General features: G+C 44.7%; 12 protein-coding genes and 1 pseudogene. 5 read left to right on the plus strand and 8 right to left on the minus strand.

Features of this window, described 5'->3' with window-relative positions:
• Nucleotide 1 precedes the first annotated feature (1 nt).
• A complete protein-coding gene (locus ACL6C3_RS26640; RefSeq protein ID WP_413168419.1) occupies nucleotides 2–295 on the plus strand; it encodes an acylphosphatase in 294 nt (97 codons plus the stop codon).
• A 129-nt stretch (nucleotides 296–424) separates the two neighbouring features.
• Here the strand turns inward: ACL6C3_RS26640 and ACL6C3_RS26645 are convergent, their stop codons facing one another.
• Nucleotides 425–1,591, minus strand: a complete 1,167-nt coding sequence (locus tag ACL6C3_RS26645; protein WP_413162684.1) for a pyridoxal phosphate-dependent aminotransferase — start codon at nucleotides 1,589–1,591, stop codon at nucleotides 425–427.
• A 540-nt stretch (nucleotides 1,592–2,131) separates the two neighbouring features.
• Between ACL6C3_RS26645 and ACL6C3_RS26650 the strand changes: the two genes are divergently transcribed.
• On the plus strand, nucleotides 2,132–4,768 hold the full coding sequence (locus ACL6C3_RS26650) for a M1 family aminopeptidase (protein WP_413162686.1): 2,637 nt from the start codon (nucleotides 2,132–2,134) through the stop codon (nucleotides 4,766–4,768).
• Between the two features lie 350 nt (nucleotides 4,769–5,118).
• On the opposite strand, the gene ACL6C3_RS26655 is transcribed toward ACL6C3_RS26650, so the two are convergent.
• Together ACL6C3_RS26655 and ACL6C3_RS26660 are read right to left on the minus strand one after the other, a co-directional pair.
• The gene (locus tag ACL6C3_RS26655; RefSeq protein ID WP_413162688.1) at nucleotides 5,119–5,604 is read right to left on the minus strand and encodes a DUF3122 domain-containing protein; all 486 of its coding nucleotides are present in this window, start codon (nucleotides 5,602–5,604) and stop codon (nucleotides 5,119–5,121) included.
• 21 nt (nucleotides 5,605–5,625) lie between these two features.
• Complete coding sequence (locus ACL6C3_RS26660; protein ID WP_413162690.1) at nucleotides 5,626–6,228, minus strand: DUF3365 domain-containing protein; 603 nt, start codon at nucleotides 6,226–6,228, stop codon at nucleotides 5,626–5,628.
• A 95-nt stretch (nucleotides 6,229–6,323) separates the two neighbouring features.
• On the opposite strand from ACL6C3_RS26660, the pseudogene ACL6C3_RS26665 reads away from it, so the two are divergent.
• A pseudogene (locus ACL6C3_RS26665) lies at nucleotides 6,324–6,578 on the plus strand (rhodanese-like domain-containing protein); the annotation flags it as partial.
• A 106-nt stretch (nucleotides 6,579–6,684) separates the two neighbouring features.
• The gene (locus tag ACL6C3_RS26670) at nucleotides 6,685–6,876 is read left to right on the plus strand and encodes a DUF2892 domain-containing protein (protein WP_413168420.1); all 192 of its coding nucleotides are present in this window, start codon (nucleotides 6,685–6,687) and stop codon (nucleotides 6,874–6,876) included.
• A gap of 40 nt (nucleotides 6,877–6,916) precedes the next feature.
• Here the strand turns inward: ACL6C3_RS26670 and ACL6C3_RS26675 are convergent, their stop codons facing one another.
• The 4 genes from ACL6C3_RS26675 to ACL6C3_RS26690 all read right to left on the minus strand — a co-directional run bounded on the left by ACL6C3_RS26675 (nucleotide 6,917) and on the right by ACL6C3_RS26690 (nucleotide 9,091).
• Nucleotides 6,917–7,264, minus strand: coding sequence for an ArsR/SmtB family transcription factor (locus tag ACL6C3_RS26675; protein WP_413162692.1), 348 nt, complete (start codon nucleotides 7,262–7,264; stop codon nucleotides 6,917–6,919).
• Nucleotides 7,265–7,443: 179 nt separating this feature from the next.
• Nucleotides 7,444–7,647: a hypothetical protein gene (locus ACL6C3_RS26680; protein WP_413162693.1), complete on the minus strand. Its 204-nt coding sequence runs from the start codon at nucleotides 7,645–7,647 to the stop codon at nucleotides 7,444–7,446.
• 476 nt (nucleotides 7,648–8,123) lie between these two features.
• Nucleotides 8,124–8,543, minus strand: coding sequence for a tetratricopeptide repeat protein (locus ACL6C3_RS26685; RefSeq protein ID WP_413162694.1), 420 nt, complete (start codon nucleotides 8,541–8,543; stop codon nucleotides 8,124–8,126).
• A 188-nt stretch (nucleotides 8,544–8,731) separates the two neighbouring features.
• Nucleotides 8,732–9,091 (minus strand): HesB/IscA family protein, encoded by a 360-nt coding sequence (locus ACL6C3_RS26690; protein ID WP_413162695.1) that lies wholly within the window; start codon nucleotides 9,089–9,091, stop codon nucleotides 8,732–8,734.
• A 377-nt stretch (nucleotides 9,092–9,468) separates the two neighbouring features.
• On the opposite strand from ACL6C3_RS26690, the gene ACL6C3_RS26695 reads away from it, so the two are divergent.
• The gene (locus ACL6C3_RS26695) at nucleotides 9,469–11,106 is read left to right on the plus strand and encodes a DUF6930 domain-containing protein (RefSeq protein WP_413162696.1); all 1,638 of its coding nucleotides are present in this window, start codon (nucleotides 9,469–9,471) and stop codon (nucleotides 11,104–11,106) included.
• A gap of 138 nt (nucleotides 11,107–11,244) precedes the next feature.
• On the opposite strand, the gene ACL6C3_RS26700 is transcribed toward ACL6C3_RS26695, so the two are convergent.
• The gene (locus tag ACL6C3_RS26700) at nucleotides 11,245–12,759 is read right to left on the minus strand and encodes a hypothetical protein (protein ID WP_413162697.1); all 1,515 of its coding nucleotides are present in this window, start codon (nucleotides 12,757–12,759) and stop codon (nucleotides 11,245–11,247) included.
• Nucleotides 12,760–12,807: the final 48 nt, after the last annotated feature.

A 12,807-nucleotide genomic window follows, 5' to 3' on the forward strand; every position in this document is an offset into this window, starting at 1 on the left:
TATGCCCAATTCATCACCATCATCAACTCAGCGGGTTCGCGTTTTGATTTCGGGACGAGTCCAAGGGGTTGGCTTTCGCTACTCCACTCGCGAAGCGGCGATACAACGCAACGTTAACGGTTGGGTGAAAAATTTGCCGGATGGTCGCGTCGAAGCGGTGTTAGAAGGCTCCCAAACCGATGTAGAATCAATGATTGAATGGTGTCATCAGGGGCCGCCAGGGGCAGTTGTCAAAGAGGTGAGTGTCGCAGAAGAATCCCCCGAAGGTCTACAAAATTTTGAGATTTCCCGTTAGGAAAGAGGGAACAGGGGACAAGGGTTAGGGGTTAGGGGTTAGGGGTTAGGGGTTAGGGTTCGTCAACCAACACCCAATCCCTAAAACCCAATCCCCAACACCCGACACCCGACACCCGACACCTATTTCTTAAAGATGGGTTTCCACGAATTCTTTTAAGCGTTTCATACCCGTTTCTATTGTTGCTAAATCGGTCGCGTAAGATAACCGAATATGATCGTCATTTCCGAAGGCAATTCCGGGAACTGCGGCGATTTGTTTGTCTTCTAATAAAGCATTACAAAAATCCACCGAATTAATTCCCAATTTGCTAATATTCAGATACATATAAAATGCCCCGTCAGGTTTAATACAACTAATTCCCGGAATGTGACTCAGCATTTCATACATAACCTCTCGCCGTTTTGCAAATGCCAACCGCATTTCTTCGACGCATTCTTGAGAATTTTCTAAGGCTGCAATTGCCCCGTATTGGGCGAACGTACAAACATTTGAAGTGCTGTGACCTTGAATCCGAGTTAAACTTTTAATGGCTTGAGTTTCCCCCGCCAAATAGCCCAATCTCCAGCCGGTCATCGCGTAGGCTTTGGCAAAACCGCTACTAATAAAAGTATACTTATAACTCTCGGGATGGGCGGCCGCGATGCTCAAATGTTTGGCATCATCATAAATAATTTTACAATAAATTTCATCGGCCACCACATAAATTCCCGCCTCGACAATCACTTCGGCTAACGCTCGAATTTCCTCGGGAGAATACACCATTCCCGTTGGATTTGAAGGAGAATTGAGAATAAAAAGTTTCGTCTTAGAAGTGATCGACTGACGCAAAAGTTCGGGAGTAATTTTATATCCCGTATCCCCATAAGTCTGAACAATCACGGGATTTCCTTCGGCTAGTTTCACCATTTCGGGATAACTCACCCAATAGGGCGCCGGAATAATCACCTCATCCCCCGTTTCTATCATTGCCATCATCAAATTGTACAGCGATTGTTTGCCGCCATTGGTGACAATAATATTCTCGGCCTGATAAGATAAACCCGTCTGTTCGCTGAGGGATTTGGCGATTAACTGTCTCAGCTTCTGTTCCCCGGCCGCAGGGCCATAACGGGTTTTTCCCTCATCCAGTGCTTCTTTAGCCGCAGCTATAATGTGTTTGGGCGTGTCGAAGTCAGGTTCTCCCACACTAAAATTAAGCACATCAATTCCCTCAGCCTTCATTGCTTTGGCTTTGGCTGAGATTGCTAACGTCAGGGACGGTGTAACCTGCTCGACTCGTGCTGCCAGCTTCATCCTTTGTGAACCTTGATTTGAGCTTTTGCTTTAAAGTTTAAATTTTAAGCGGGGTTCGGTTGAGTTGCAACCTAATTATCAAATATCGTTGACATTTTTTTACTACGAAATAACAGTTTTGTCAAGTTTTTTAAGTTTAAATTTTCTGAAAGTCTACTCAGACCCGACCGAATTCGTTATTTTTACCCGATTTCAACCCTTGAGAACATCCGAAACTCCAGATTTTCTTGACTTAGAAAAAATCCTTGGGCTTCGGCGTTCCTGCGGGGCAAATTTTCCCAAAAGATCGGTAAACTTTTAGCCGGCAATTCTCCAATAAGCGCTCTAAACTTTTCTAGCCTTCTTCAAACTTCCTGGGAAAAAAAATCCGAAAAAAACGGTGGGTTGTTATTGCCTTTCCCCATCAAAAACCTCTAAAAGAGTTAACCCGCTCCAAATTCAACAACCCCTGACAGCATTAACGGCAACATATCATCTATAATAGAGCCACAAACACAGCATTTTGTTTGTTTTTTTTTACTGTAGCTTCAGAGTTACTAAATGTTGCACTCCTATTTTGATACCGAGACCGACAACCAAAAATCCTTCGAGTTACCAGGCGCTCGTCCGCACTACAACCCCGACCGTCCCGGACAAGTTGAACACATCTTTCTCGACTTAGTGTTAGATATTCCTAACAAACGCTTTCACGGGAATTGTACCATTAGTTTAAAACCCGTGCAAAGTGGAATTGAAACACTGAGGCTGGATGCGGTTAACTTAGAAATTGAGGCGGTAAAAATTGATGGAGTCGATCAATCCTTCGACTATGATGGCGAACAACTCCAGGTTTATCTCAGCCCTGCGACGGAAGCTGACAAATTAATCAAGTTGGCGATCGCCTACCACGTTGACGAACCTCAGCGAGGACTCTATTTTATCAGTCCGAACCCTTTTTACCCCGATAAACCCACACAAGTTTGGACGCAAGGGGAAGACGAAGACTCGCGTTTTTGGTTTCCTTGTTTCGACTATCCCGGACAACTGGCGACATCAGAAATTCGGGTAGAAGTTCCCCAACCTTTTATCGCCATTTCCAACGGCGAACTTCTCAGTCGTGAAACTCAAGGCGACAAAATCACTTATCATTGGTTACAAAAACAAGTTCATCCCACCTATTTAATGACCTTAGCGGTGGGAGAATTTGCCGAAATCGAAGACCAATGGAATAACATTCCCGTTGTTTATTACGTCGAAAAAAATCGGGAAGCCGATGCTCGTCGCAGCATGGGAAAAACCCCCGAAATGATCGAATTTTTCTCTCAAACTTTTGGGTACGCTTATCCCTATCCAAAATATGCTCAAGTTTGTGTGGATGATTTCATCTTTGGCGGGATGGAAAACACCTCAACAACCTTGTTAACAGACCGCTGTTTACTCGATGAAAAAGCAGCAATTGATAACCGCAATACCGAAAGTTTAGTCGCTCACGAACTCGCTCACCAATGGTTTGGTGATTTGGTCGTAATCGAACATTGGTCCCATGCTTGGATCAAAGAAGGAATGGCGACCTATTCAGAAGTCTTGTGGACTGATAAAGAATACGGAAAAGAAGAAGCCGCCTACTATCGACTCAGCCAACAACGCAACTATTTATCAGAAGATCGTTCTCGGTATCGTCGCCCAATTGTCACCCATATTTATCGAGAAGCGATCGAACTCTACGACCGTCATCTGTACGAAAAAGGCGCCTGTGTTTATCACATGATCCGCACAGAATTGGGCGAGGAACTGTTTACAAAAGCCATTCATACTTTTGTACAAAATAACGCTCACAAAACGGTAGAAACCGTTGATTTACTGCGGGCGATTCAACAATCAACAGGGCGGAATTTGCTGTTTTTATTTGATCAATATGTATATCGGGGTGGTCATCCAGATTATAAGGTGTCTTATAGTTGGGATGGCGAAAATCAACTGGCTAAAATTACCGTTAAACAAAAACAAGCAAAAAACAGCGAAAAAGCCAGCGAAAACAACTTATTTGACTTGAAAATACCCATCGCCTTCGCCTACTTCTCCCAATCTTCAGAGCAACCCGAACCGCAGTTTCAAACCTTTACCGTTCGCATCCATGAAGCCGAACAAAGCTTCTATTTTCCCCTAACACAAAAACCAAAATTCATCAGTTTTGATGCGGGAAATAATACCCTCAAAACCGTCAGTTTAGAATATCCCGTCGCCGAACTCAAAGCCCAATTGCAACACGATCCCGATCCCCTTTCCCGGATTTTTGCAGCGGAATCTTTGGCGAGAAAAGGCGGATTAGAAGTCGTTAAAACCCTCTCAAAAGCCCTCAAAGACGAACCCTTTTGGGCGGTACGGGTTGAAGTCGCCAAACAATTAAATAAAATTAAACTCGATCAAGCCTTTGCGGGGTTAATTGTTGGCTTAGAAGACTCTCAACCAAGAGTGCGTCGGGCGGTTGTTAACAGTTTAGCTAAAATCAAAACACCCGACAGTTATCAAGCGGTAAAATCCATTGTTGAAAACGGAGACGCGAGTTACTACGTTGAAGCTTCAGCCATTACCGCTATCGGGGAAATGGTATCAGGAAATCCCGATGAAGCACTCACCGAAGAAAACGGAATCAAACTGTTAGAATCGGTATTGGAAGAAAAAATCGGTTGGAATGAAGTCTTACGTTCGGCGGCGATTTCCGGTTTGAGTCGCATGAAAACTTCAGAACCCGCCCTCAATTTAATCTTAAAATATACCGCTCCGACGGTTCCTCAAGCCTTGCGTTTGGCTGCAATTCGAGCCTTGGGAACGATTTCATCCGGTCAAAACAACATCAATCTTGAACGCATTTTACAGCGCTTAGAAGAAATCTCCAAAGAAGATTTTTTCCTCACTCAAGTTTCTGTTGTTGTCGCCTTAGAACAGATGGAAACCCCGAAAGCCATTGCAGTTTTAAATGATTTAGCCGATCAAACTCTTGATGGACGAGTCCGACGAAAAGCGGAAGAAGCCGTTCAAAAAGTCCAGAAAAATATCGGTTCGGACAAAGCGCTAAAACAACTGCGGGAAGAACTCGATAAGGTGAAAAGAGATAACCAAGAATTGAGGAGTCGCTTAGAAACTTTAGAAGCCAAAACTCAGACCAATTCCAAAGCAAAATCAAACGGCAAAAATTAGCAAAGCGGGGCGGGTTTACATAAGTTATTTCTGAGCAACATAGCTTGAGTCGGAACCCGCCCCTACAGTTAACAATTCTTTCGGAGTGGGGCGGGTTTTTACAGTTTACAGTTTACAGTGAACAGTGTACAGGTTACAGGTTACAAGCGATTGCTGAAAACACTGATAATTGATAACTGAAAAAACTGATAATTGATAACTGTAAAAACTGGTGACTGGTGACAGGTGTTGCAGCGAGGGCTTGCGCGGGTTTCCCCCATGAGCGCGTTCCTTGCGGCCCCGGCGGTTTCCGCCGAGAGCGAAGTTCGCTCATAGAGCGACTGCTGAACCCGAAGGGTGACTGGTGACTGTTAAATGCTTTGCCATTCTAAAATAACAGCGGGGGGAACTTTAAGCGTTCGCTCTTTTTCTAAGGGTAATTTTAATTCGATTAAATGATTGCTTGACAATTGAGATAAAATCGGCTTAAAATCATACTGACCAACATTAGGAGCCGGAGATTTTTCTGCAAACACATCATCCGCCTGTAAAGTCCGGTCAGCATCCTTAATTTTTAAGGGTTGAACGTGAGTAAATATGACTTCACCCGGAAACCCAACCAAACGCAAATTAATCTCGGCCAATTCGCCGGATTTTACCCGTTTAAACAGGATAACTTGCCAGGAATCTCCCGTATTATCCCGCAAACTATGGCGAGATTGATAAAGAACTTGTTCCGGGGTTTCTTGTTGTTTTCTGATTTCAGCTTGGGCGGGTCGAGAGTAACTCAAGTTGAGCGTTAAGAACAGAATCAAGATTAAAAATACCGATAAAATTCGTTGTCGTTTTTCTCGCATTTGGATTCACCTCCAGGGCGTTTAATTATTAGTTTGTAATGCCGCTTCTAAATCAGCAATAAATACGGAATACATCCCCCGTAAATCTCCGACTTGGAAATCAAAAGCTAAATCTTGAGGGTATTTGCTTTGAACAAACTCAGGACGAGAATTTTTAGAACCATGACAAGCCAGACAACTCGCTTCAACGGAAATTCGGCGATAATAGCGGGTTCCTTCGGTTCCGTTGACGGTTTCGCGATCCCAAAATCCGATCAATTCTGGATCTTGTTCAAATTTCGCCAGTGCGATCCGATCGCGCAAATTGTGGGGTGCATGAGCCGGATTTCGGTATTTTTTGGCAATTTGTTGGACTTGCCAACCCTTTTCTTCACTAAGCTGTTTGGCTCGCATTCCGACGGGTTTACAGACTTGTTTAAAGGTTTCTCCTGTCGGTTCTTCCGTCCCACCTTCTAGGGTGGAAGCCAAACCGGATCTGATCTGGTCGAGAAGTTCGATTTCTTGAACGGCTTGGGCCAATTCACCGGGGTTCGTTTCCGCCCACGCCTGGGTCGGATGGCTTACCAATAACGCAACGATGGCTACAAGTCCGATAAACAAACGATAACAGGTCTTTTTGATCACGGCTATTTCTGTAATGATCTTTAATTAACTGTATAGTAATATAGTGAATAAAGCAACTCGATAAATACATATCAACTCCCAGAGGACCAGAGATGATGACCAATAGCACAACAACCCTCCAACCCGAAGCCGTAGACGCCGCCATTCTCAAGCAATGGCTTGACCAACAGGATGTAACATTAGTGGACGTCCGCGAACCGGTCGAATATGCAACCGAACATATTGGGGGGTCAATTTTAGTCCCGTTATCGAAATTTAACCCCGGTCAAATTCCCAACACGGGAAAAAAGGTGGTCGTCTACTGTCAAAGGGGTTCTCGTTCAATTCAAGCGGCGCAGCAGTTACTTACAAGCGGTTGGGACGTGGAAAATTTAGCCAGTTTGCAGGGGGGACTGGAGGCTTGGAAAGCCGGGGGTTATGAAACAAAAATTAACAAAAAAGCGCCCCTCAGGCCTGATGCGTCAGGTGCAAATTGTGGCGGGTTCGTTGGTGTTGACCGGAACTTTACTCGGTGCGTTGGTTTCGCCTTGGTTTTTACTGTTGAGTGGTTTTGTGGGTGCGGGGTTAACCTTTGCGGGAATTACCAATACTTGTGCTTTGGCGTTGTTATTGGCGAAATTACCATTCAATCAACAGATCAAATTTTAATCCGATCTTAATCCTCGCAACAGTTGCGATCGCGCGCGCGTTAACTCGAATGCAGGGTTTTGAGTTGTTGAATTTCTTCAGCTTGCTGTTGAATGCGATGACTTAAGCGATCGCAAACCAGTTCACACAGTTCAAAAATTAAGGGGTCATTGATTTCGTAGTAAACACTGACCCCAACGGGTTGACGGGACAAAATCCCCGCTTGCGTGAGAATTTTGAGATGTTTGGAGAGGTTGGCTTGTCCTAAACCTGTGGCTTCGGAAATCTCGCTGACATTCATCGCTCCGGATCTCAAACAGTTTAAGATTTGCAGGCGACTGACTTCAGAAAGGAGTTTAAAGTATTCAGCGACAGGTATTAATGCGCTCGAAGAAGAAGGATTCTGCACTGGGGAAAACGGGATTTAACAATTTAACTCACTTAATACTATGTTACACCTTTTCGGCACTGCCGATCTCATCGGGTTTCGCAAAAAAAATAGCTGTACCTGATTTCAGTACAGCTATCCCAACCCAGTCTCTTTTGAAAGAAATCTCTTTTAATCAGTGTTTATCAGTGAAGTGTTATTTAACTTTCTGATTCTTCTGAATCATCATCTGAGTCTGATTCTAAGTTATCGGGATCAACATAGTAGCAAACGGCATCATCCAAACAAATCAGCGCCCAACCCGAATCGTCAATACTTTTTAACTGGTAAGCGGCTTGCTGTACAAAGAAACCTTTGTGATTGCGGGTTTCTGCTTTAACGTGAACTTGATTATCGATAGTCATAGCTCTCACAACTCCTTGCTTTATCAAAAATTACTGTCAACCGTGAATCTAGATTGTTAATGACTGAAGTTCCCAAATCTTATCATTGGTTGGCTAAATTTTGGATAAATTTATGTTATTCTTTGTAACAGACTATAAACAAATCGAGATCTTCTTTAAACATTAAAACCGATCTCAACCGCCACGAACTCTAGGTTAGAATGCTTATCGATTCACATCAACATCATCCTAAAATTTATTTTACTCCTTGTAGGGGCGGGTTTTTACAGTTTCCAGTTTACAGTTTCCAGTTTACAGTTTCCAGTTTACGGTTTACAGTCAACAGTGAAGAGTGAACAGGTTACAACCGATTGCTGAAAACAGGCTCGAATTGATAACGGTAAAAACGGGGAACTGCATAAGTGATAACTGTAAACTGTAATCAGGCGCACCCCTACAGCGAGGCAAGAAAAGGTAAAAATACTTACTCAAAATCTTCAGGTTTCCAGCAACCATTTTTGAACCCTAGCCAGACTTTTCCAGTTAGGTTTTCGAGATAAACCCTCATCAAAATTTTTCTTGACTTCATCGAGCCATTCTGAGTCCGCCATAATCATTTGTTGAGCCGTTTCTACATGAGGACGAACGCCTTTTTTATCGAGATCGAGCATCGCCACCGCCAAATTAATTCTTGCTTGAGGATCGTGGGGATTGAGTTTAACCGCAGACTTCGCCGCTTTATAAGCAGATGAGGGTTTATTCGTCAGTAAATACAACCAAGCCAGACTCGTCCAAGCATTACTATTTTTCGGAGCGCGATCGCAAACCTCTTGAAAAATCGGAATCAAAGCTTGAGGATCTTCACCAGCTTGATAACGTTCAAAACCTTCTTTAAACAATTCTTCAGGAGTTTTCATCGGACTAACCAACCACAATCTCTAAACAGTAATAATTTCAGCACAACGAGAGAACGATAGGCTCTCAGCAAGCATCAAGCTGATGTGATGTTTGCCAATTACCTATCGTTACCCAAGCTGTGCAGTTCACGGAAGTTGCAAACAAAAGTTTACAATTGGGAATTTTAACAGAGGTTTTTCAAAGGGTTCTAGGTCGCAAAGGACTTCCCACAGCCACAAGTTTGAGCAGCATTAGGATTAGTAAACTGGAATCCTCCACCAATTAAAGCCTCGCTGTAGTCAAGCACTAAACCATAAATGTAGAGAAGACTCTTGGGATCGCAAACCACTTTGAAACCTTCTTCATAATCAAAGATGCGATCGTCTTCTCGAATAGTGCTGACATCTACCAAGTCCATCAGGTAAGACATACCCGAACATCCTCCCTGACGGACACCGACGCGCAAACAGAGATCTTGTCCTTGCTTTTCTCGAAGCAGGAGAACTTGCTTGATCGCAGAATCGGTCATTTGAATTCCTTGAGCTTGAGACTGAGCGGCTTGTGTCATGGATTGGCTCGACTCCTTAATCTACAGTATTTGGTCGTGTGAATGGGGTCATTCTTCTCTATCTTGTTGTATTTTACCAATTGTGATCGCTCTCAACCCAAAACTCGCTGATTCCCGGAGCCTGCGATCGCACTTGATGGCACTTTTCCCACGCAGTAGCACGATCGCGCTCTCCCCGAAAAGCTCGAAGTGATGTTAAAGTTATGTAACTCCAGGTAATCAGGCTCACTCAATCGCAGCGAAACAAATTGTAGTTTCTAGCAATCTCGGTCGTTGATAGCCTAAGCTTAAAATAAACGTTAAAAGCGTGACTTAGTGGAACCTTCCTCATGGGGAAGTCCCCAATCTTCGTATTGCCAACCGGAAAATTATATTAGATGGCACGTCTCAATCGCTCAACCCTACGTCGGCTACAAAGCTTACCCCAAATTCCCAGTGTTTGGGAAGGCGATCGCCGTTCGGTGTCACCAGAATCGAGTTCTAAACTCGAAGGAGAGGACTCAGCCAGCAGCGAATGTATTATTTGGGTCGATGGCTCTCAAGGAATGGTACGAGCGATGGATATGGTTGCTTCCGACTTGGGGCCAGAAGCCACCGTCCGTACCTTGCTACGAGCCATCGAACACCCCCAAAGCCCAACTCCTGCGGCTCGTCCTCAAAAAATCGTCGTTAAAGATCGCGAAATCCAATTTTTCCTGCGGGGGGTTCTCCAAGATCTCGACATCACCATTGAATATGTCCCCGACTTACCCCTGATTGATGAAATCTTTCGCGGACTCCAAGAAGTCGCCGAAAACCGTCCCCCTCAGTTACCCCCTCAGTACGCTTCTGCACTCCAAGAAAAAGCCTACGCCATTTGGGAAGATGCACCCTGGGAAAAACTGGGCGAACACCAAATTTTATCGATCGAACTCAACGAATTTGACGTCAACACCCTCTACATTTCCACCCTCGGGAAATTGGGGATGGACTACGGGGTGTTGATGTATCGCTCTTTGGACTCGTTAAAACAGTTTCGCGAGCGTGTGGTGCAACATAACCCCGCGTTGAACCTCGAAGAAGCCTTCCTGACTCAAGACTGTCTATTCGTCACCTACGAGTCGAACAGCGATTTTGAAGACGAAGATGATGTTCATCTCGGCGCCAAACCCATTTCTGAAATCGAGCCGAGTTTTGGGAATTTACACCCCTTAGAAGGCTTGCGTTCGATTCTCTACGAGGAAGAAGCCGCCACCGTTTTAGTGGCTCTAGAAGCCTTGCATCGCTTTCTGCGAGACGAACGGCAAAAATTCAAGCCTCACAAGTTTCCGGCCCTTTCTCGTCGCTATCGTATCCGCTTTCCCCAACCCGATGCCGAGAAAAAGCAAATCATGGTAACGGTGGCAACCCTTCCCGAAGTGGCCACCGAACTGTTAGAAATGGCAGCTACAGCCGAAAATGAGGATGAAGATGACTTAGATGTAGAAGAAACGCAGGTTCTGCTTGAAGGTCTGGTGCCGCCCAAGTCTTTGTTGAGTTTGGGTGTGATGCCTTGGGACACAGCAGAATATTTGCGAAACCACATCAAGTTTTATCAAGATGCCGAAGTCGATATTCCTGAAGATGGCGACGGTTTACCGGTGATTTTAATTCAAACTTCTAAACCGAAAGCTCAAACTTTGATCCAAAGCATACAAGAAGCCGGAGGACTCACCGGAATTTGTTTTAATCCGGGCGAAGATCCCATCGCCGGCTGTAATTACGATTTGGGGATTTTGAGGACCGAAGATGGCGATCTGCACCTGTTGGGTGAATTTTTGGAAGATGACCCCACCCACCAAGAAGCCCGTCAAAAATGGGACGCACGCTGTCAAAAGACTCAGGGGTGGTGTGGGTTAATTATTGCGATGGGATTAACCGGGGCCTCGCGGGGTCAGCCCGGGTTGAAGGATATGATGGCATTGTTAGAAGTGCGATCGCTTTCTCCCGAGGAGTTGGGACTCGAGCCGTTGCAATTGGTCCCGACTTCGTTCTAGTTGTGAAATCAACCCTCTGGACCTCTCCCCCAACCCCTCTCCTGCAAAGAGAGGGGGGATTAAGATCACCTCTCCCCCAACCCCTCTCCTGCAAAGAGAGGGGGGATTGATATCTAGCTTCTACATCAAGAATTGATATTAGTCATCATCCCAACGATCATCATCATCCCAGTCATCATCCCAACGATCATCATCATCCCAACGATCATCATCGTAATTTACACCGGGTCCACCAACTCCAGTTGGAATTACGGACGAACCATCTGCGCGAGTAATGGAGAACGCATCGAAATCTTCATCATCGAGTACACCGGAAACATTGACAACTTCGCCGGGAACTAATTGTAAAAATTGTGAATCGGGTAAATCGGCATCAACTAATAGCGGACTGCCATTAATATCGAGGAAAAATTCATCATTATCGACTAAATTAATTACCGTTCCGGTAACAGTTGAACCGGGAACTGTTGGAGGAACAACCGCAGGATCGCTCATAGGAACTGTTGGAGGAACAACCCCATTCGGAATTACGGGCGAACCATCTGCACGAGTTATCGAAAACGCATCGAAATCTTCATCATCGAGTACACCCGCAACATTCACCACTTCGCCGGGAACTAATTGTAAAAATTGTGAATCGGGTAAATTGGCATCAACTAATAACTGACTGCCGTTAATATCGAGGAAAAATTCATCATTATCGACTAAATTAATCACCGTTCCCGTAACAGTTGAACCCGGAACATTCGGAGGAACATTCGGAGGAACGTTCGGAGGAACATTCGGAGGAACAACCGGAGGAACAACCGGAGGAACATTCGCAGTCGGAATCACCGGCGAACCATCAACCCGAGTTACTGAAAAAGTATCGAAGTCTTGATCATCCAATACACCCGCAACATTGACAACTTCACCGGGAACTAACGGTAAAAATTCCGAATCGGGTAAATTGGCATCAACTAATAATGGACTGCCATTAATATCGAGCATAAACGCATCATTATCAACCAAATTAATTACCGTTCCTGTCACCGTTGTAGGCACCATTGGAGGAACACCTACAGGAGCAGGCGGAGGAGCAACCGCAGTCGGAATTACGGGCGAACCATCAACCCGAGTTACTGAAAAAGTATCGAAGTCTTGATCATCCAATACACCCGCAACATTGACAACTTCACCGGGAACTAACGGTAAAAATTCCGAATCCGGTAAATTGGCATCAACTAATAGCGGACTGCCATTAATATCAAGCAGAAACGCATCATTATCGACTAAATTAATTACTGTTCCGGTAACAGTTGTAGGCACCATTGGAGGAATATCCAATTGAGGAGCGGGAGGATTTCCAGTCAAAGGATCGGCGGGAACTTCTGGGGGAAGTACGGGTTGATTTCCGCCCAAAACGACAGAACCATCGGGGCGAGTAATGGAGGGGCTATCAATTTCTAAACCGTCAAATTCCCCCACAAAAACGTTAACGGTTTCCCCGATCATTAAACCCAATTGATCGGCGTCTATTGGGTTGGGATCGACAATGGTAGTACCGCCCGACCAATTTAAAGTAAAATCGTCTCCATCATCTACAAAACCCCCCACAACTCCGGTAACAGTTGCTCCAGGAAATAAACCTGCTAAGGGATTAGGTTCAATCATTTCTTGTCCTGCCTTTCTGAACTCGATGATATTACTTTAAAAAATAAA

The sequence above is a fragment of the Capilliphycus salinus ALCB114379 genome (assembly GCF_047276495.1).
In the GTDB taxonomy this organism is placed as follows: domain Bacteria; phylum Cyanobacteriota; class Cyanobacteriia; order Cyanobacteriales; family Microcoleaceae; genus Capilliphycus; species Capilliphycus salinus.

What these genes read in the sequence shown, in the direction of transcription:
- ACL6C3_RS26685 (WP_413162694.1), bottom strand. Translation starts at nt 8,543, where the DNA reads ATGAAAACTCCTGAAGAATTGTTTAAAGAAGGTTTTGAACGTTATCAA.
- ACL6C3_RS26640 (WP_413168419.1), top strand. Translation starts at nt 2, where the DNA reads ATGCCCAATTCATCACCATCATCAACTCAGCGGGTTCGCGTTTTGATT.
- ACL6C3_RS26670 (WP_413168420.1), top strand. Translation starts at nt 6,685, where the DNA reads ATGCGTCAGGTGCAAATTGTGGCGGGTTCGTTGGTGTTGACCGGAACT.
- ACL6C3_RS26690 (WP_413162695.1), bottom strand. Translation starts at nt 9,091, where the DNA reads ATGACACAAGCCGCTCAGTCTCAAGCTCAAGGAATTCAAATGACCGAT.
- ACL6C3_RS26680 (WP_413162693.1), bottom strand. Translation starts at nt 7,647, where the DNA reads ATGACTATCGATAATCAAGTTCACGTTAAAGCAGAAACCCGCAATCAC.
- ACL6C3_RS26655 (WP_413162688.1), bottom strand. Translation starts at nt 5,604, where the DNA reads ATGCGAGAAAAACGACAACGAATTTTATCGGTATTTTTAATCTTGATT.
- ACL6C3_RS26700 (WP_413162697.1), bottom strand. Translation starts at nt 12,759, where the DNA reads ATGATTGAACCTAATCCCTTAGCAGGTTTATTTCCTGGAGCAACTGTT.
- ACL6C3_RS26650 (WP_413162686.1), top strand. Translation starts at nt 2,132, where the DNA reads ATGTTGCACTCCTATTTTGATACCGAGACCGACAACCAAAAATCCTTC.
- ACL6C3_RS26695 (WP_413162696.1), top strand. Translation starts at nt 9,469, where the DNA reads ATGGCACGTCTCAATCGCTCAACCCTACGTCGGCTACAAAGCTTACCC.
- ACL6C3_RS26645 (WP_413162684.1), bottom strand. Translation starts at nt 1,591, where the DNA reads ATGAAGCTGGCAGCACGAGTCGAGCAGGTTACACCGTCCCTGACGTTA.